The following is a 19,293-nucleotide window of genomic DNA, read 5'->3' as shown; positions in this document are numbered from 1 at the left end:
GAGCGCCCCTCATCCGACCGAGCTTCGCTCCCCCTTCTCCCACAAGGGGAGAAGGCGGAGCCAGCCCGCCGGCGCCCCCTCACCCGGATTGCCGACCGGATTGCGAAGGGCAATCCGGGGCAATCCGACCTCTCCCCAAGGGGAGAGGAGATCGCAAGCGTCGGCGCCAAACTCTTCTCCCCACCGGAGAGAAGGTGGCAGCGAAGCGGCCGGATGAAGGGGTCTTTTCTCAACGCGTCAGTCCCTGCCTTTCAGCGATGGATCATCCGGCCGCCCGGCCAGGGAGACGGAGCGGGCGGCCGGTCAGAGCCTTGGCGGCGAGGCGTTGCGCGATCCTCGCCGCCGGCTGGCCCTGGTGTTTACTTGTTCGGCGCCTGGTCGATGATCGACTGCATGGTATCCTGCGCGTTCTTGATAGCGCCGTCGACGTCGTCGCCGAAGAACACCTCGTTGATCATCTGCGTCCACGGACCGTTGGCAGAGTTGATCAGGTCGTTGAACACCACCGAATACGGCGTCTTGCCCTTGGCCATGGCCTCGGCTGCCACCTGGTAGCGCGGATCGAGATCCTTCAGCGCATCCTTGGCGATGTCGTTGCGCACCGGCAAGCTGCCATATTTGGCAAGGATGGTCTGGCCCTCGAGCGAATAGGCGAAGTCCAAAAACTCCTTCACCACGGCGATCTTCTTGGTGCCCTTGGTGACGACGAAATTGTCGCCGCCGGCGAAGGACGACCAACCGCCATCCTTGCCCGGCAGGAAGGTGATGCCGTAATCGACATCCGGGTACTGCGTGTTGAGCGCGCCGATGGCGAAGGCGCCGGACGGCGAGATGCCGATCTTGCCGCCGGCGAAGGCGGCGAAGAAATTGGCGCCGGTATCGGTCTGCGCGCCCTCGGGCACCAGCCCTTTCTTGACCATCGAGCGGTAGAGGTCGATCGCGCCGCGCAGCTGCGGGCTGTCGAGCGTCGCCTTCGAGCCGTCCTCGGACAGGATGTCGCCGCCCGAGGCCCAGATCAGCGGCGTGAAGGTGAAGATGTTGCAGCCGCCGCAATTGCCCGAGAAGTAGAAGCCCTTGATGTCGCCGCCAAGCGCGTTGACCTTCTCGGCGTCGGCCTCGATCTCGGCCCAGTTGGTCGGCCCTTTCTCGGGGTCGAGCCCCGCCTGCTTGAACAGCTTCTTGTTCCAGATCAGCACCGAGGCGTCGGCCGAGAACGGCAGGCCGTAGATCCGGTCCTTATAGGTGCCGGTCTTCACATGCGCCGGCGACAGGCTCGAAAAATAGGGCAAGGATTTCGCCCAGTCGGTGATGTCTTCCAACTGGCCGGCGGCGGCGAAGGACGGCGTGTAGATCAGGTCGAGCGAGAGCGCGTCGGGCGCCGTGCCGCCGGCGGCGGCCGCGCCATATTTCGGGATGATCTCGGCGTTGGGGATGATGTCGAGCTTGACCTGGTCCTTGTTCGCCTTGTTGAAGGCGTCGACGATGCGCGGCATGAAGTTCGAGCCGTCGGCGCGCACCCAGATGTTGGCAGTCTCGGCGGACGCCGCCTGCAGGCCGCCACCAATGACGGCTGCCGCAAGCGCCAGCCTGGCAAAAATGGTCTTCATCTTACTCCTCCTCATGGTTCTCCTCCCTGTTCTGGCCACGCCGCCCTGCTTGTTCGGGCGCGTAGCCTTGTTGCTTCATTGCGGCGGACTGCCGCATGACTGACGCACCACCAGCCGGCACGGCAGTTTCCTGATGCCCGGCACGGCCGGCTGGCCGTCGACGAGCGAAAGCAGGGCAAGCCCGGCCTCGCGCCCGAGGCTCGCCAGGTTCATGTCGATGGAAGTCAGCGGCGGACGCGTCGCCTCGGCCACGATCTCCCAATTGTCGAAGCCGATGACGCCAACATCCTCGGGCACGCTTATGCCGCGCTCGCGCAGCGCGTCGATGACGCCGCGGGCAATCTGGTCGTTGCCGCAGAAGACGGCGTCCGGCCACCCCTCCCTGCCCGCCTTGCTGAACAGTCTTGCCACGGCATCGTGGCCCCAGGCTTCCGACCATGCGCCCAGCAGCGGCTCGGCTGCGGGCAAGCCGTTCTCCGTCAGGACATCGCGGTGAGCCTCGGCCCGCGTGTGCACCACCGCGAAGCTCGCCGGTCCGGTGACATGGGCGATGCGGCGGCGCCCGAGCCGCACAAACTGCTCTACCGCCAGCCGCGCGCCGCCGGCGTCGTCGGAGACAAGGCCGACCGCGCCGGGATCGGGCTGGGTGAAGGCGTAGACGACCGGAATGCGCAAGTTGGAGAGATCGACCGGCAGATGGCGGTCGATGCGTTTTCCCGTGGCGACGATGCCGTCGACGCGCTTGTCAAGCATGGCCTCGACATGCAGCTGGCCGAGCCGCTGGTCATCCTCGACATTGCACAGGAACACCGAGACGCCCTTGTCGACCAGCGCATCCGAAACGCCAGCCATCAGCGGCAGCGAGAAGCGACCATAAGTATCGTTGGTAAGCAGCCCGACGGTGAACGAGCGTTTTCGCAGGAGGCTCTGGGCCAGGCTGTTCGGCCGGAAGCCGAGCAGCCGCGCCGTCTCGCGGATGCGCTCGCGCGTCTCCGCCGTCATCCGCCCCTGCCCGTTCAGCGCCTTCGACGCCGTGGCGACGCTGACGCCGGCCGCGGCAGCGACCTCGCGCAGCGTGACCGGCAGCTTGGCGGAGACAGGTGAGGCATCCGAAGACATATCGTGCAACCATTCCCTGAGTTGGGAAAAGGTTTTCTCTTGCCGGCCTGCGTGGTGATGACGGATGAGGTCAGCAAGCGCAGGGCGATTTGGGAAAAGGTTTTCTCAAGCGAAATCTAATCCGAAAACAAGGGTGAACGCAAGGGGGCATGAAGAGGGCCCAACGCCTTGTCCGGAAACCTCACAGCAACGAGGGCTCAAAGTGGCAACCGTGCTGACGCTGCCCGGCTCGATTGCCGATCGCGTCTCTATCCCGCGACCCGAAAGCTCGACAGCGGCCGCGACACCCAACCTTCGATCTCACGCGTGACGAAGGTGGCGGCCTCATGATGGATGAAATGGCCGGCGTCGGGCAGCGCCACCACGGAGCTGATGTTGTCGACTTCGCGGAATGTGCCTTCGAAAGCACTGGCCGGAACATAGGGATCGTGGGCGCCGAACATCACCAGCGTCGGTGCTTTGACCAGAGGCAATTGACCGATGTCCGGCACCCTGCCGAGCGGAATATTGGCCCTGTAGTAACCCAGCATCGCCTCCGGATCGGAATGCCGGAGCGACGCTGCGAGAGCCTGTCGGTCGGCCTCGTCGGCGACCCATCCGGCAAGCTCCTCCGGCGCCGGCATGGCGGACGCGCCTGCCTCCTGGAAGCGGCGCACATAGGCGAAATACCGGGTGTTGGCTGGATCGGCGATGGCGCGCAGATAGTTGCGCGGATGAGGGGAGGAAAGGACAACCAGATGGCGAACCACCTGCGGGATCCGCATGGCCAGCCACCAGGCAATGGTCCCGCCCCAGTCATGACCGACGATCGAGGCCTGGGAGAGTTGTTCGGCCACGAGCACCGAAAGCACGTCCTCGACCAGATGCGGCAGCAGCGTGTAGTGGGCATGTCCGCGCGGCGCATCGCTTCGCCCGAATCCGCGCAAATCCGGTGCCAGCACCCTGAAACTGCCGCACAGAGCCTCGATCTGCCTGCGCCAACCAAGGCCATGGTCGGGAAGGCCGTGCAGGAAAAGGATCGGCGGGCCGGAGCCCGCCGCGACGTAATGCAGTTTGACGTTCCTGTTAGATGCGAACCTGGACTCGAAACCTGTCTCCGAAGTCACCCTGACCGGCCGCCGCGATCACATTTTGACTTCGAGGCGCAGGAACGGGCCTTGGAAAACCTGATTCTTGTGATCTGCGTTCACAAGCAGATTGTGCCAAGCCTCGATCTTGTAACCAGCAGTGAAGGTGGCGTTCGTTATCGGCGTCCAGCTCAGGCCAAGCGATGCGTCGAGGTTCGAGACCGTTTCGTTCGAGCCCTGACTGGCCAGAGTTTCGGAAAAGTGTTCGTCTGGGTTTGTGGACGAGATATTGACACCGACATGCGCAGTGCGGCGGCCCCACATGACTGCGCCCGAAGCCGAGCCTGTCAGGCCCCAGTTCTCGCCAACCGGATAGTAAGCTTCCGCACCAACGCGCGGGCCGATGCCCCAGTACTCGGCCGTACCGATCTTGTCAGCGGCGATGCCCTTGTCGGCAGGATTGGTGGGGGTGAACTTTTCGGAAATCTCGCCCAATGTTTCATCGGAATGCACTAGCCGCAGGCCGCCGAAGAAACGGATATCGGCCTGTTGCACCTTGACGTGCTTGCCGACGTCAAAATCGAAAGTCTGGAAGCTGTAGCCGTCGCTGTAAGTCCCTGTAACAAGGCCGTCAGGGTTCGTCTCAGGCTGCTCGAAGAGGAGGGCAGAGCGGTCCTTGCCGAGTTGGACAGCGGCGGCAAGACGCCAATCCCAGTCCGGAGAGATCTGCTTGGTCAGCGAAACTGCCCCGGAAATATCACCGTTGCCTTTACCCAGCTTGTCGCTGCTCAGCTTGTCGTCGTTGTGGAGATTGTTCCAGAAGTACGAGCCTTCGAACGACATCTTGATGCGCGAATCGATGACCGTCTGATCCGAGGGCTGCGCCTCGGTTGCGTTAGCCGTGGCCACGCCTGTTGCCGTTAGGGAGGCAGCCGAAGCCGCCACCGTAGCTAAAAATTTACCCGTGCCCTGCGAATGCATTTAAGTCCCCACCCAGATTCCAGCCGGGTTGTTATTGCAGACAAGTTTATAACCGCCTATTGCCGCTGCGGGATGCCAACGACTTTGCGGCGTGACTGTCGCATTTTTGCAACAATAAGGGACATCGTTAGCTGAACGAATACCGAAGTGGTCGTGCGTTCAGACATGGAGGTAGGGTGAGCGATCCAGCACAAATTGAAGGCATGCTCAACAGTCTCGTCTACAACCTATTCGCGCGGAGCGGGCAGGATGATGGACGAGCAACCGGCGCTAAGGAAATCGGCAACCTCGTCGTATTCGACCATCCGGAGAGCGTCGACGAGATCGTCAAGTCGCCTGCCCTGTTCCGGAAGAACTTCTCGCTGATCTCGGCCCTCGGCTTCAGCCGCTTCAACACCAATGACGAGGAATGGGCGACAAGACGCGCCATCACCCAGGATCGCTATCTCGCGGCGGCCAAACCCCCCCATGGGCAAAGCGTGTCGGATATATTCAGCGGCGACCTTGCCGATTGCGAGACCTCCCTCGCAGGAATCCACCAGGCGCTTTTCACCGGCGCCATGACCATTTTCTATCAGGCCTTCGGACTTGTCGCGGAAGCGCGACCAACCGCTGTGCTTTTCGACCGAGTCCGTGAGACATTGCGCCGCCTGCAGTATTATTCCTGGGTCACGCCAACCAATGCCGAAAGAGACAGCGCCATCCAAGATGCCCGCGCGGTCATCGCGGATTTCGGTTCGCAACTGATGGCGGATCCACGGGCGGCCGCGGAAATGGACCGTTTCTCGGAAAGAGCAGCCGGGATCGACGGCTTTTCCCCGATCGAAGAATTCGTGATGAATCTGTTCGCTGGCGTCGAAACCACCGTCACGACAGTGCAGTGGGTGATCGATAGGCTCGGCGCCAACCAGCAGGTGCAGGAGCGTATCTATAGTGAGATTGCTGACGGCAAGGCACAGACACCGTTTACTGACTGCTTCATCAACGAGACGATGCGCTATTTCCCACCTATACCGTTCCTCACCCGCGAAGTAAGCACCGATGCGGTTCTGGATGGCACGTCGCTACGGGCCGGGCAACTTATCATGCTGTCCGTCGTCGGTGTGCACCAGCATCCTGAATTCTGGGAAAATCCGAGGACTTTCGATGCCAGCCGCAAGGAGTTCATCAACAACAGTTTCGACCGCCGCGCCTTTATTCCCTTCCTAACCGGACCGCGTATGTGCGGGGGCGCACGCCTGGGCCGACTCGAGGTGGAGCAGGCGGTTCGCGCGGTCGTGCGCCAGTTCGCCTTTACTCGCGCCGACGACGTTATCCGCTTCGACTATGCGCTGGCGCTGCGCCCGGCGAGCGGCATGTCCGTCCAAGTGTCAAGGCGCTGATCGGCTCTGCTCCGCCTCGACAGGCATGTCGCGCCAAAGCTGACGGATCAAGCCTCCGAACTGTCTTGCGATAATCGACTTTACGGAGGCGTCGTTGCTGTAGCGACCATTTGCAGCGAGGGCATCATTGCGCAGATTGCGGGCTGGAAACCAGTTCCGCATCGTCGCCTTCACATTGCCGTGGGGATTGACGACGAAATCCTCATAGGCCACATGGGCAACCCTCGTCACGTCAATGGTCGAAAGGTAGCTCCGCCACTTTGCCTCGGAGTCCGCGATGTGTCGCACGGTGTCAATAACCGCCTTCTGACTTATCGTTCTCAACATAGGGACACCGGGCAGCGTTTCCCCGCCATCGAATGGCTGACCAGTATGCAGCATCGAAAGCAGGCTGACCGTCTGATCGACTTTGTTCCGGCGGGACAGGAATACATAGAACGAGCTTGCATCATCCTCGCCGATCGAGAGGCGGGCGAAGTCCAGATTGCCGAAAAACAGCTTGGCCGCGAATACGCCTTCGACTGAGCGCCGCATCAGAAGATGCTTTCCATATGACGACGCACCGCGATCGAGCGCCGGGACGTCGAATGTGTCGTCTCCCGTCCAGCGCCGCATGAGCGGTACCGCGAATTGCCACTGGAAGTATTCGGTGGGCAGGCCAAGTCCAAAATGCCGCATGACCTGGCAATAGGTATGGCCGGCGGTTCTCGGCGTGGTGCAAATCAGGATTCTATACGGATTTTCGGCCGCGTCGTCGCGATCGAGATCAGCTGAGAGCAATCGGGTATATGTTTCATCGAAGTGCGATGCCGCCATGACGGATACTGCTCACATGGCGGACAGAAACCCGAAGATCAGGAGAGCCTGATCGGGCGTCATCAGCGACGGCGGATGGCCGACATCGATATTGTCGACGATGCAAAGACCGGGTCGGACGCAACGGGTCCGCTCAAAGGCCTGCCTGTCGATAAATACGCTCTCGCGACCGTACAATAGCATGATTTGGGCGTCGAGCTTAGCGACCATGGGAAACAGGTCGTATTCGCGGCCGGTCATGGCCTCGAAATTCCCGGTCGTGGCCGGATCGTAGGCCAAACGAAACTCGCCAGCCCTCGCGGCAATTCTGTTATCGATGAAGCGGTCGAGGACCGGCCTCTCCACCCGCCCCATGCCTGGATTTGAGGCACGCAGATATTCCCCTGCCTGGGCGCGCGTCTGGAATACAAGCGCGGCTTCGCGGATGGCTTCGTTTCGCAAAGCATCGACCTTCGGCCCGCCAATCAGGGGGACATCGTTGAGGATGATCCTGTCGACGCTGCCGCGGTTCGCGTAGAGAAAGAGAAGCAGGATCAGCCCGCCCCATGACGTGCCGACGAAATGGTTCTCCTTGCCGGCAAACTGGCTGAGCGCGCGCAGGCACCTGGAATAGAGATCCATATCGTAGCCCGCGCCGAGATAGGCGCTGCGCCCCCGTCCGAGCAGGTCGGGGCAGATCACCAGATAGCCGTTGCGGCAGAGGAAGGACGCGAGGTAATCGAAATCGCAGCCATTGCCGGCAAAGCCGTGCAGGCAGAACACGGTGCCGCGCGGTTGGCCGGCCGGTTGCCAGATGCGCACGAACATCGAGGCGTAACGGTCGCCGAGGCGGATCAGGATTTCCTGGGTCAGCGCCTCGCCTGGGGTAGCCTGTTCCATCACGCGTCCCGCTTGCGGACGGCGCGTTTCATGGCACCGCGGGCGTCGATGAAATCGCGCTTCCAGTAGACCGACTTGTCGAGGTTGAGCAGTTTCGCTTCCTTGATCATCGGCAGGATGTGCGAGGACGAGCGCGTAGCCATAATCGTCGCGGCAATCGCGTTGCCGCCGGGATCGGGGTTGAGTGGCCCTCTGTTTGCAACCCACGTCTCGGCAATTTCGCGGCTGGTCACGATCCAGCCGACGTAAGCGACGATCGCATCGTCGATGGAACCGATGAGGTGCGTCTGCTGCTCGATCTGGTAGCGCAAGGACTTCACCATCTGTCCAAACTCGTATCCGTCGAAGGGCGGATAGTGCGCAATGAAATTGCAGACGAGCCCGAGAGAGACCGGGTTGAAAGGAACGCGGGTGAAAAGGAGCTTGGTCATGCGGCCTCAAGGCACTTCGAATGGGCGCGACATTATGATGTGCGGTCTGTTCGCCGCTAGTGGTAAAATGCGCGCCGCGACAGGTCGAGAGGCGGCTTACACCGGCGATCCAGCCTGGCCGAGGCCTGAGCCTTCCACGGATCTACCTAAACCGCCCTTCTCCCCGCCTGCCGCTATGCGCTTCCACGGCCTTCTCGACGGCGCGCTTCAATTCGTCCTTGATCTCGACCGTCTCGGCCATCAGCGTCTCGATCTTGAGGAATTCGAGCACGCGGTATTTCGAGACATTCGGCCGGATCAGAATGTCCGGCGGGTGCTGCCTGAGCTTGTTGGCGATGATCGACTGCATCATCAGCTGGGTGGCGCCATACATCAGGTCGACTGTGGTCGGATGCCTGCGCTCGGCCTCGCTCGGCGCGCCGACGACATCGACGGCGATGATGATGTCGGCGTCCTTCTCGATGAGGTCGAAAGGCACGGGGTTGTAGATACCGCCATCGATCAGCACGCGGCCCTCGCGCGTCACCGGGCGGAAGACCGCCGGGATGGCCGCCGATGCGGCAAGCGCCGAATGCAGGTCGCCTTCGGCGAATACCGCAAGGCTGTGGCCGAAATAGTCGGTCGCTGTAACCTTGAGCGGCACCTTCAGCGCCTCGAACGTCTGCGGGATCGCCTCGGGCAGGAACGCCTTCAGAATGCGCTCGATGTTGAACTGGCTGACGCGGATGCCGCCCTGCATGGCCTCAGCGATCGTGCCCGGCCGCGAGCGCCACATGCGCGCGGCCACTTCAGCCCGGCTGCCGAGGATCGACCGGGCATAATCGTGAATCTCGGCACCCTTCATGCCCGACGCCATGCCGGCGCCCATGATGGCGCCGATCGACGAGCCGGCAATCGCCACCGGCTTGATGCCGAGATCGTCGAGAGCCTCGATGATGTGGATATGCGCGAGACCGCGCGCGCCGCCGCCGCCAAAGGCCACCCCGAAGGTCGGGCTCATCCCTTGCCGCCTCCCGCCACCTGCACCAGCGGCGGCCCGATGACCATCACCGCGGGGTCGGACGACAGGAGCTTCTTCGCCGCCGCCTTCACGTCGGCCAGCGTCACCGCGTTGATGAGAGCCGCGCGCCGCTTGATATAATCGATGCCGAGATCATCGATCTGCAGCTCCACCAGCGTCGCTGCGATGGAGCTGGACGAATCCAGATTGCTGATGGCGTAAGCGCCGACCATGTATTTCTTGGTCGCCGCGAGTTCCTCCTCGGTGGGGCCGTTCTCGGCCATGTCCTTCACCACCTGGCGCACGATCGAAAGCGTTTCGGCGGCGCGGTCGGAACGCGTCGCCGTCGTCACCACCAGCGCGTTGGAATGCTCGTGATCGACGAGATCGGAGCTGACGCTATAGGCAAGGCCGCGTTTCTCGCGCACCTGCTCATACAAGCGCGACGTGAAAGTCGAGCCGCCGAGAATCTCGTTCATCAGCACGGCGGCGTAGAAATCGGGATCGCTCCGCTTCACGCCCGGCCAGGCAAGCTGCAGGGAGGTCTGCGGCAGATCGTAATTCACTTCGAGCTGCTGGCCGAGCTTGGGCGTGATGTCGGCAACCGGCGCCAGTGTCTGCCTGTCCGGCAGGTCGCCGAACACCTCGTCAAGCCTGCCGCTCAACGTGGCGGCGTCGATATCGCCCACCACCGCCACATGCAGGCCGTCGCGGGCGAAATTCGCATTGTGGAAGGCCTTGAGGTCGTCGGCAGTGATGGTGGCGAGGCTGTCTTTGTTGCCCTCGTCCGGCCGCGCGTAGGGATGCTGGCCATAGATCGCGCGCAGCCAGCGCTGCTGGGCGATCGTATTGGGATCCCGCTCATTGGCGAGGATGCCGGAGAGTGTCTGGGCGCGGATGCGGTCGATCGGCGCCTGATCGAAGCGCGGGCTGTTCACCGCCAGCTTCAGCAGGCCAAAAGCCTCGTCCTTCTGGTCGGACAGCATGCGCATCGAGCCATAGGTGCCGTCGCGCGCCGCCTGAAAACTCATCTCCGCGCCGGCATCGTCGAGCTTCAACTGGAAGGCCTCGCTGTCGAGGTCGCCGGCGCCCTCGTCGAACAGGCCGGTCATCAGGTTGACCAGGCCTTCCTTGCCGGCGGGGTCCTGCGCCGTGCCGCCGTCGAAAACGAAACGGATCGCAACCAGCGGAATCGAATGGTCTTCCACCAGCCAAGCGGTGACGCCCTTCTTCGACTTCACCTCCTGGATGTTCATTTCGGCGCGCGCGGCAAGCACCGGCAAAAGCAGGAAGAACAGGGCGAAGCAAAGGGTGGCGACGGCGCGATAGAGCTTGCCTTCCTCGCTCGCCGGAGAAGGAGAAGCGATCGTATGGCCAAGAACCATGCTCATCATCAATTCCCCGCCTGCTGCTGCGGCAAGAGATAGCCGGTTGTGGAACGATCGAGCACGAGGTAGCGGGCGGCAGCCGCCTTGACTTCATCGGCGGTCACGTTGCGGATGCGGTCCGGCCATTCCTGGACGTCCTTGACATTGCCGCCCGTGGCAAGCGTCGAGCCATACATGTTGGCCATGTCGTCCTGCTTGTCGCGCGCAAAGATCATGTAGCGCACATAGCGGGTCTTGGCCCGCTCCAGCTCATCGTCGCTCACGCCGTCCTTGACGATGCGGGCGATCTCGGCATCGACAGCCGCCTCGACATCGGCAAGCCTGGCGTCGCCGCGCGGGGAGCCATAGACGGTGAAGTTGGTGGCGTCGAGCATGGTGCCCTGGAAGTAGGCGCCGGCCTCTGAGGCGATACCCTGCTTGACGACGAGCTGCTGGTACAACCTGCTGCGGTTGTCGCCGCCGAGGATCTCGGCAAGCAGGTCGAGCGCCTCGGCTTCGCCGGGCTTGGCCGTGTGATAGGACGGCACGACCCATTGCGTCGAAAAGCTCGGCACCGAGACGCGCGCGTCGGTGAGCGTCACCGTGCGCTTCGTGTTCTGCTCCGGCTCCACGGGGCGGATGCGCGGCCGCAGGTCCGGGCCGCGGGCGACCTTGCCGTAGGTGCGCCCGGCCATCGCCTTCACCGCGTCGGGATCGACGTCGCCGGCCACCACCAGCACCGCGTTGTTCGGCCGGTAGTAGGCATCGTAGAAGGCTTTCGCGTCCGGACGGTTCAACTGCTCCATTTCCTGCATCCAGCCGATCACCGGAATGCGGTATCGCTGGTTCTGCCAGAGCGTCGCGTCGACCTCCTCGTCGAGCACCGCCTGCGGATTGCTGTCGATGCGCGAACGGCGCTCCTCCAGGATCACGTCGCGCTCGGTCTTGATGACATCGTCTGTCAGGATGAGGTTGCGCATGCGATCGGCCTCGAAGCCCATCATCTGTTCGAGGGCGGAAGGCGGCACCGTCTCGTGGAAGGCGGTGTAGTCGTAAGAGGTGAAGGCATTGTTGGAGCCGCCGATCTCGGACACGGCGCGGTCGAACTCGCCGGCGGCGTGGTTGGTCGTGGCCTTGAACATCAGGTGCTCGAAGAAATGCGCGATGCCGGATTTGCCGAGAGGCTCGTCGGCGCTGCCGATCTTGTACCAGACCATGTGAGTGACGATCGGGGCGCGGTGGTCCGGGATGACCACCACTTCCATGCCGTTGTCGAGCAGGAAATCCTTGACCTCGCCGTCATCGGCTGCGCGGGCCGGAGCGGCCGCCGCAAGCGCCAGCGCGCTGGCCAGAAGCGCTGCGCGCAGCCCAATTCCTGTTCGTCTCATCAAGTTCTCCGGTCGCGGTTGCGCGACGATAGGCAAGGTTGTTGGCAAGGCAAAGTGAATTGTGAGTCATTTTCGAGGCGGCGCTAGCCAACCTCGATGAAGCGAATGACCGTTTCGCCATAGCCCCGCTCGTCCACCACGGAAAAACCCGGGCCTGCCTCGAACGGCGCCGAGGCCGCCTCCTCGACCACGAACAAGGCGCCGGGCAACAGCCAGCCGCCGGCCTTGGCCGAGCGCAGCGCGCGTTCGCCAAGCCCCTTGCCATAGGGCGGGTCGGCGAAGATCAGGCCGAAGGGCGAGAGCGTGCCAGCCTCACCCAAATGAGCGGCGTCGCGACGAAAAATCTTGGTGCGGCCGGTGAGTCCATAGGCCTCGACGTTCTCGCGGATCAGGCCGCGCCCCTCCGTCGATTCCTCGATGAAGACGCAGTAGGAAGCGCCGCGCGACAGCGCCTCAAGTCCGAGCGCGCCGGTGCCGGCGAAGAGATCGAGCACGCGGCCGCCTTCGAGCTTTTCGGCATAGCGATGCGCGAGCACGTTGAACACCGCCTCGCGGGTGCGGTCGGTGGTCGGGCGGATGGCACTGCTTTTCGGCGTCGCCAGCGGACGCCCGCGGAACTCACCGCCGACGATCCGCATTGCCGCCCCTCTTCGGACCGCGCGGCCGGTCGCCGCCATCGCCTTCAGGACGCTCGCCGCGGGGCTTGCCGAACGGCTTGCCCTTGCCGCCCGGCTTGTAGGACGCCTTGCGCGCCTTCGCCTCGGCGGCCCTGGCGGCATCGGCTTCCGCCCTGCCCTTGCCGATCGGTCGAGCGCCCGGCGCCATCCAGACATTGGCCTTGCGCTGGCCCGGCGGTTCGATCGGCCGCTGCTCGCGCTCGGATTTCTTGCCGCCGAAACGGGGCTTGTCGCCGAACCCACCGCGCGGCTTTTCGCCGAAACCGCCGCGGTCGGATTTAGGGCCGCGCTCGCCGAACGCCCGGTCCGGCCCAAACGCCCTGTCCGGCTTTGTCGAGAGCTTGCTCAGCGCCTCGTCGCGGCTGCCTTCGCGGCGCTTGCGCGCCTTGATCAGACCGCCCTCGCCGATCGGCCGGTGGTCGCCGTCGCGCGTGAATTTCGGCCGGTCGACCTCTTCGCGGCGAGGGCCGCCGCCGCGCACCGGCTTGTTGGAAAACGGCTTTTGGATGTCGGCATCGAAATTGGCGCCGGACTCCTCGATCAGCCGTTCGCCGAGCTGTTCGCGCAGCACGCGGCCCTTGATCTCCAGCACATGGCCCTCGGGCAGATCCTCGAGCTGGAACGGTCCGTAGGAGATGCGGATCAGCCGCGTCACGTCGAGGCCAAGCGCGCCGAGGATGTTCTTCACCTCACGGTTCTTGCCTTCGCGCAGGCCCAGGGTCAGCCACGCATTGGTGCCCTGCTCGCGGTCGAGCGAGGCTTCGATCGAGCCGTAGAAGACGCCGTCGACGGCGATGCCTTCACGCAGGCCGGCGAGCGCGCTCTCCTCGACCTTGCCGTGGACGCGCGCGCGGTAGCGCCGCAGCCAGCCGGTGGCCGGCAATTCGAGCACGCGCGACAGCCCGCCGTCATTGGTCAAAAGCAGCAGGCCCTCGGTGTTGATGTCGAGCCGGCCGATCGTCATCAGCCGCGGCAGGTCGGACGGCAGCACATCGAAGACGGTCTTGCGGCCTTCCGGATCGCGGTTGGTGGTGACGACGCCCGCCGGCTTGTGGAACAGGAAGAGACGCGTGCGCTCGATCGGCGGGATCTCGGTGCCGTCGAGATGGATGATGTCGTTGGCGCTGACATTGAAGGCCGGCGAGTCCAGCACCTTGCCGTTGACCTTGACGCGACCGGCCGCGATCAGTTCCTCGGCGTCGCGGCGCGAGGCGATGCCGGCGCGCGCCAGCCGCTTGGCGATGCGCTCGCCGCTTTCGGGCGCAGCTTCAGAGGGCCGCGGCCGTGGCTTGAAGCCGCCTTCCGGCTTTCCGCCAGTTCCGCGTGGACGATCGCTGAAGTCTCGCTTCGGCCGGTCGGCGAAATCGCGTTTGGGACGGTCGTCGAATGCCCGCTTGGGGCGGTCGAATCGTCGTTCGCCCCGATCGCCTTCGGCAGCCGCCGGTCGGTCGCCACGCGGTGCGTAAGGCTTGCGGTCCTCACGCTTCTCGAAAGGCTTGCCATCGCGCGGCGGACTTTTGCGGAACGGCCTGTCGCCACGCTCCCCGCCTTCACCCATTTCACGCGGCCCCATCTCACGCGGCTTGTAGCTGCGCTTGAAATCGCGCGCAGGGCGCTCACCCTCCGCGGCCATCGGCCAGTCGCCGCGCGGTGTGTAAGGCTTGCGGCCCTCGCGCTTCTCGAAGGGCTTGCCTTCGGGGCGCGGACCTTTGCGGAACGGCCTTTCGGCGCGCCCAGCGCCTTCGCCTGTCTCGCGTGGCTTGTGGCTGCGCTTGAAGTCGCGGCGTCCCCCGTCGACATCGCGGCGTTGGCCGTCAACGTCGCGGCGCTCGCCTTCGGCAGCCATCGGTCGTTCACGCTTGGCGAACGGCTTCTTGGCGCCGTGGGCCGGTTTTCCGTCACGCCCGCCCGTCGGTCTGGAGTAGCCCTTGCGCCGCCCGCGTGGAGATTTCTTGTCGTCGTCCATTACTTTGCTCGTCTTCACCTGCTACAGCGCCGCGCGCCCTTGCGGACGCCCAGCGCAGGCGGTGTCATCTTGATTATTGCGCATATGCCAGCGCGGCAAAAACCGATTCCGGTTTTCAAGGTCTCGCGCTAGATAACAGGATCGCTCTCGGGTGGCGAGGAGTAATCGGAATGGAAACCGCTTGAAACGACCGGATTTCATGGCCCTGGCGCTTGAAGAGGCCGAGGCGGCCGCCAGCCGCGGCGAAGTGCCGGTCGGCGCTGTGATCGCCAATGGCGGCACGGTGGTCGCGAAAGCCGGCAACCGCACGCGCGAGCTGGCGGACCCGACCGCGCATGCCGAGATGCTGGCGATCCGCGAGGCCTGCCAGAAGCTCGCCAGCGAACGTCTCACCGGACATGATCTCTATGTGACGCTGGAGCCCTGCGCGATGTGCGCCGGCGCGATCTCCTTCGCCCGGCTGCGGCGGCTCTATTTCGGCGCCGCCGATGTGAAAGGCGGCGCGGTGGTCAACGGCGTGCGCTTCTTCGCCTCACCCACCTGCCACCACACGCCGGACGTCTATCCGGGGATCGGCGAGAGCGACGCCGCCCTCATCCTCAAGGACTTTTTTCGCGAGAGACGGAATGGCGGGCGAGGTGAAGTGAGTAGTGGTTAGTGAGTAGTGAGTAGTGAGTAGGTCACTACTGACTACTGACTACTGACTACTGACTACTGACTACTGACTACTGACTACTGACTACTGACTACTGACTACTGACTGTTCACAGCCCTAGCCAGTCGAACCAGCCGCCCTTCTTGCCTTCGGCCTGCGCCTTGAGACGGCGCTCCTTCTTGTACTCGTCCTCGCCGAGCTCGTTCTGCGGCGCGGCGGCGGAGGGCTGGCGATAGGCAAGCGGCGGCTCGCTCAGATATTTGCGAGTGGTCGGGTCGCCCTGCTTCTGTTCGGCCAGCCGGCGCTGAACCTCGGCGCGGCGCGTGGCACTGGAATCATCCGGCGACCAGCGCGGGGGGTGGCTGGAACCCGACTCCGCCATCGCCTTCTTCACCGCTTCGGGATCGGTCTGGACATCCTCGGCCGCTTCGGGCTGGTAATTCGGATCGTTCTGGTGCGCGGTGGCGTCGGCGCGGATGCGGGCGCGGCGCGCCTCCGGCGATTCGGGCCAGTCGGCGCTCGCCGTCTCGATGCTCTGCTGCGGCGGCGGCAGGTTTTCCTTATGCCCCGGAGCGGGCTTAACCAGCTCAGGACGCGGCTTGTAGTCGATCGGATCGCGGCGCTTCGGCGTGATCGCGGCGGCTCCGGAAACGTCGTCGAAGAGCTGCGCGGCGGCCGTCTTGCCGGTTCCGTAGGTGGGCGAGCTCATGCAGCCGGACATGGCGACGGCCGATACCACAAGCGGCGCCATCAGCGCGGCGCGCGCGAACGTTCTGTCGGTCATGCCAAAAAGTCCCACTCTAACAGCCTTTCAGTCGCCACCGGCCAAGGGCACGGTCCCCTTCTTCCCCGCATTTGCGATGGAAATCCGGCGACAATTTGTCTGCCGGAGTGTCGCGTGTTTACCTCAACCACTTGTTAAGGGCAACGCGCGGGCGGTTTCAGGCCGCCCGGCGTGGCATTTGTGCACCGGCTTATCGACAGGACTACAGCCGCCCAAGGGCCTTCAGCTCATGCAACACGGCGGCATCGCGGGCCGAGACATCCGGAAATTCCGGATCCTGCCCGACATCGGCGGTGTAGCGCCAGGAGCGCGCGCATTTGACCAGACCGCGATCCTCGGCTTTCCCGACCACGACCGCCACCCCCTTGACGTCGTCGAGCGTGAAGGCGCCTTCCGGGGCCTTGCCGTGTTTGACGACGAGATCGCTGGTGATCGCCATCTCGGCCATATCGACATCGGCGATCGCGGCCTCCAGCGCCGCGTCGTCGAGCGTCACCACCGGCACCGCCTCGAGCGAAGAGCCGATCAGCTTGTCGGCGCGCGCGATCTCCAGCGCGCCGGTGACGACGCGGCGCACCTGCCTCACCTTGCGCCATTTCTCGGCCAGCGCCTCGTTGCGCCAGTCCTGCGGGATCGCGGGGAACTGGCCGAGATGCACCGACACGGCTTGCGGATGGCGGTCGAGCCAGGCTTCTTCCGTGGTGAAGGGCAGCATCGGCGCCAGCCACTTCACCAGGCATTCGAAGAGGTGGCGCACCACCTGCACGGCCGCCCTGCGGCGCAGGCTCGACGGCCCGTCGCAGTAAAGCGCGTCCTTGCGGATGTCGAAATAGAAGGCCGAAAGCTCCACCACCATGAAGTCGAGCAGCGTGCGGGTGATGCGCTTGAACTCGAAGGCGTCGTAGCCCTGGCGCACCATTTCGTCCAACTCGGACAACCGGTGCAGCATCAGCCGCTCCAGTTCCGGCATCGTCTCGACCGGCACGTCCCGGCCGTCGTCATGCGCAAGCGTGCCCAGCATCCAGCGGATGGTGTTCCTGAGCTTGCGGTAGGCGTCGATGTTGGTCTGCAGCACGTTCTTGCCGAGCCGCTGGTCTTCCCAATAATCGGTCGTGACCACCCAAAGCCGCAGGATGTCGGCGCCGGATTGCTTGATGACGTCCTGCGGCACGACGGTGTTGCCGAGCGACTTCGACATCTTGCGGCCTTCCTCGTCCATGGTGAAGCCATGGGTGATGACCGTGTCGTAAGGCGCCCTGCCCCTGGTGCCGCAGCTTTCGAGCAGCGAGGAATGGAACCAGCCGCGATGCTGGTCCGAGCCTTCGAGATAGACGTCGGCCGGCCATTTGAGGTCCGGACGGTCCTCCAGCGTGAAGACATGCGTCGAACCGGAATCGAACCAGACGTCGAGGATGTCCATCACCTGGTGCCATTTCGAGGCGTCGTGATTGCCGAGGAAGCGTGCCTTGGCGCCCTCGGCGAACCAGGCGTCGGCGCCTTCCTTCTCGAAAGCGTCCATGATGCGTTCGTTGACGGCCTCGTCCTTCAGCACATTGCCGTCCTCGTCGGCGAAGACCGCGATCGGCACACCCCAGGCGCGCTGGCGCGACAGCACCCAGTCGGGGCGCTCCTCGATCATGGCGCGGATGCGGTTCTGGCCCGCCGCCGGAACGAAACGGGTGTCGTCGATCGCCTTCAGCGCGCGGCTGCGCAACGTCGTGCCGTCGCCGAGGTCCTTGTCCATATAGACGAACCATTGCGGCGTGTTGCGGAAGATGACCGGCTTCTTGGAGCGCCAGGAGTGCGGATAGCTGTGTTTCAGCCGGCCGCGCGCGAAGAGCGCGTTGCGCTTGATCAGTTCGTCGATGACGGCCTGATTGGCGTTGCCCTTCTTGCCATTGTCGTCGATGACGCGCGCCGCGCCACCTTCGCGCCCCGGGCCGAAGCCCGGCGCATCCTTGGTGAAGAAGCCGGCATCGTCGACCGTGAAGGGGATCACGGTGTCGACGCCTCGCGCCCGCAGTTCGCTCGCGGCCTCCATCCAGGCGTCGAAGTCCTCGCGGCCATGGCCGGGCGCGGTGTGCACGAAGCCGGTGCCGGCATCGTCGGTGACATGCTCGCCCGCAACCATCGGCACCGGGAACTCATAGCCGCCGCCGAGGCCCTTGAAGGGATGCGAAAGCGTAAGCTTCCCAAGCTGTTCGGCCGAGACGCTGTGAAGCCGGTTCAGTGCGACCTTGGCCTTGGCGGCGCACTCTTGCGCCAGCGCGTCGGCAAAGATCAGCTTCTCCCCGGGCTGCGGGCCGAAGGCGTTCTCGGCCGCCGTGACCTCATAGAGGCCATAGGCGATGCGCGGCGAATAACTCACGGCGCGGTTGCCGGGGATGGTCCAGGGCGTGGTCGTCCAGATGACGACATGCGCCTCGACGAGGTCGAGCGCTGCCTCGTCCAGCGCGGCGCCGGCGACCGGCTGGGCGAGGCTCGCCACCGGGAACTTCACCCAGATCGTGTCGCTCTCGTAGTCCTGATACTCGACCTCGGCCTCGGCGAGCGCGGTGCGCTCGACCACGCTCCACATCACCGGCTTCGAGCCGCGGTAGAGCTGGCCGGACAAGGCGAATTTCAACAGTTCGCCGGCGATGCGCGACTCGGCATGATACGCCATGGTGGTATAAGGATTGTCGAAATCGCCGATGACGCCAAGACGCTGGAACTCGTCGCCCTGCACCTTGATCCAGTGCTGGGCGAACTCACGGCATTCCCTGCGGAACTCGTTGACCGGCACCTCGTCCTTGTTCTTGCCCTTGGCGCGATACTGCTCCTCGATCTTCCATTCGATCGGCAGGCCGTGGCAGTCCCAACCCGGCACGTAGTTGGCGTCATAGCCGCGCATCTGGAAGGAGCGGTTGATGACGTCCTTGAGGATCTTGTTCAGCGCATGGCCGATATGGATGTTGCCGTTGGCGTAGGGCGGCCCGTCATGCAGCACGAATTTCTCGCGGCCGGCGGCCTCTTCGCGCAGCTTCCTGTAAAGGTCCATGTCCTGCCAGCGCTTGACCAGACCAGGCTCCTTCTCGGGCAGGCCGGCACGCATCGGGAAGTCCGTCTGCGGCAAATAGAGCGTTTTGGAATAGTCGATCGTTTCAACGGTGTCGGTCATTGATCTGCCATCTG

The 19,293-nt window shown here is 64.1% G+C and carries 16 protein-coding genes; 2 read left to right on the top strand and 14 right to left on the bottom strand.

All coding sequences use genetic code 11. The annotated features are described in order from the left end of the window. Positions 1 to 359 precede the first annotated feature (359 nt). The 4 genes from FJ418_RS17055 to FJ418_RS17040 all read right to left on the bottom strand — a co-directional run bounded on the left by FJ418_RS17055 (position 360) and on the right by FJ418_RS17040 (position 4,774). Entirely contained in the window at positions 360 to 1,607 is a 1,248-nt protein-coding gene (locus FJ418_RS17055; protein ID WP_140867482.1) for a sugar ABC transporter substrate-binding protein, read from the bottom strand. 75 nt (positions 1,608 to 1,682) lie between these two features. Beyond that, positions 1,683 to 2,726 carry a LacI family DNA-binding transcriptional regulator gene (locus FJ418_RS17050; RefSeq protein ID WP_140867479.1) on the bottom strand — a complete coding sequence of 348 codons (1,044 nt, stop codon included), beginning with the start codon at positions 2,724 to 2,726 and terminating at the stop codon, positions 1,683 to 1,685. 248 nt (positions 2,727 to 2,974) lie between these two features. Further along, on the bottom strand, positions 2,975 to 3,832 hold the full coding sequence (locus FJ418_RS17045; RefSeq protein WP_140867476.1) for an alpha/beta hydrolase: 858 nt from the start codon (positions 3,830 to 3,832) through the stop codon (positions 2,975 to 2,977). An 18-nt stretch (positions 3,833 to 3,850) separates the two neighbouring features. Then, entirely contained in the window at positions 3,851 to 4,774 is a 924-nt protein-coding gene (locus FJ418_RS17040; RefSeq protein WP_140867473.1) for an Lpg1974 family pore-forming outer membrane protein, read from the bottom strand. 176 nt (positions 4,775 to 4,950) lie between these two features. Here FJ418_RS17040 and FJ418_RS17035 point away from each other — a divergent pair, with 176 nt between their 5' ends. Continuing rightward, on the top strand, positions 4,951 to 6,156 hold the full coding sequence (locus FJ418_RS17035) for a cytochrome P450 (RefSeq protein ID WP_140867470.1): 1,206 nt from the start codon (positions 4,951 to 4,953) through the stop codon (positions 6,154 to 6,156). Here the strand turns inward: FJ418_RS17035 and FJ418_RS17030 are convergent. The 8 genes from FJ418_RS17030 to FJ418_RS16995 all read right to left on the bottom strand — a co-directional run bounded on the left by FJ418_RS17030 (position 6,145) and on the right by FJ418_RS16995 (position 14,680). Continuing rightward, entirely contained in the window at positions 6,145 to 6,972 is an 828-nt protein-coding gene (locus FJ418_RS17030; protein WP_140867467.1) for a Stf0 family sulfotransferase, read from the bottom strand. The genes FJ418_RS17035 and FJ418_RS17030 overlap by 12 nt on opposite strands. A 12-nt stretch (positions 6,973 to 6,984) precedes the next feature. Further along, the gene (locus FJ418_RS17025; protein ID WP_140657005.1) at positions 6,985 to 7,851 is read right to left on the bottom strand and encodes an alpha/beta hydrolase; all 867 of its coding nucleotides are present in this window, start codon (positions 7,849 to 7,851) and stop codon (positions 6,985 to 6,987) included. After that, a complete protein-coding gene (locus tag FJ418_RS17020) occupies positions 7,851 to 8,282 on the bottom strand; it encodes a hypothetical protein (RefSeq protein WP_140657003.1) in 432 nt (143 codons plus the stop codon). The genes FJ418_RS17025 and FJ418_RS17020 overlap by 1 nt, the downstream gene beginning before the upstream one ends. A 142-nt stretch (positions 8,283 to 8,424) precedes the next feature. Further along, positions 8,425 to 9,282, bottom strand: coding sequence for a patatin-like phospholipase family protein (locus tag FJ418_RS17015; RefSeq protein WP_140867464.1), 858 nt, complete (start codon positions 9,280 to 9,282; stop codon positions 8,425 to 8,427). Continuing rightward, positions 9,279 to 10,673, bottom strand: a complete 1,395-nt coding sequence (locus tag FJ418_RS17010; RefSeq protein WP_246683074.1) for a pitrilysin family protein — start codon at positions 10,671 to 10,673, stop codon at positions 9,279 to 9,281. The genes FJ418_RS17015 and FJ418_RS17010 overlap by 4 nt, the downstream gene beginning before the upstream one ends. A gap of 2 nt (positions 10,674 to 10,675) precedes the next feature. Then, positions 10,676 to 12,037: a pitrilysin family protein gene (locus tag FJ418_RS17005; RefSeq protein WP_140867459.1), complete on the bottom strand. Its 1,362-nt coding sequence runs from the start codon at positions 12,035 to 12,037 to the stop codon at positions 10,676 to 10,678. Positions 12,038 to 12,120: 83 nt separating this feature from the next. Continuing rightward, positions 12,121 to 12,675, bottom strand: coding sequence for a 16S rRNA (guanine(966)-N(2))-methyltransferase RsmD (rsmD, locus tag FJ418_RS17000; protein ID WP_140867457.1), 555 nt, complete (start codon positions 12,673 to 12,675; stop codon positions 12,121 to 12,123). Then, positions 12,656 to 14,680 carry a pseudouridine synthase gene (locus tag FJ418_RS16995; RefSeq protein WP_140867455.1) on the bottom strand — a complete coding sequence of 675 codons (2,025 nt, stop codon included), beginning with the start codon at positions 14,678 to 14,680 and terminating at the stop codon, positions 12,656 to 12,658. Before FJ418_RS16995 ends, rsmD begins: the two co-directional genes overlap by 20 nt. A gap of 181 nt (positions 14,681 to 14,861) precedes the next feature. On the opposite strand from FJ418_RS16995, the gene FJ418_RS16990 reads away from it, so the two are divergent. Further along, positions 14,862 to 15,338, top strand: a complete 477-nt coding sequence (locus tag FJ418_RS16990) for a nucleoside deaminase (protein ID WP_140867453.1) — start codon at positions 14,862 to 14,864, stop codon at positions 15,336 to 15,338. A 106-nt stretch (positions 15,339 to 15,444) separates the two neighbouring features. Here the strand turns inward: FJ418_RS16990 and FJ418_RS16985 are convergent, their stop codons facing one another. Together FJ418_RS16985 and ileS are read right to left on the bottom strand one after the other, a co-directional pair. Next, the gene (locus FJ418_RS16985; RefSeq protein ID WP_140867451.1) at positions 15,445 to 16,119 is read right to left on the bottom strand and encodes a hypothetical protein; all 675 of its coding nucleotides are present in this window, start codon (positions 16,117 to 16,119) and stop codon (positions 15,445 to 15,447) included. Between the two features lie 202 nt (positions 16,120 to 16,321). Beyond that, positions 16,322 to 19,279, bottom strand: a complete 2,958-nt coding sequence (gene ileS / locus FJ418_RS16980; protein ID WP_140867449.1) for an isoleucine--tRNA ligase — start codon at positions 19,277 to 19,279, stop codon at positions 16,322 to 16,324. Positions 19,280 to 19,293: the final 14 nt, after the last annotated feature.

Source organism: Mesorhizobium sp. B2-8-3 (assembly GCF_006440815.1).
Classification (GTDB): domain Bacteria; phylum Pseudomonadota; class Alphaproteobacteria; order Rhizobiales; family Rhizobiaceae; genus Mesorhizobium.
This window is presented reverse-complemented; position numbering and strand designations above follow the sequence as displayed.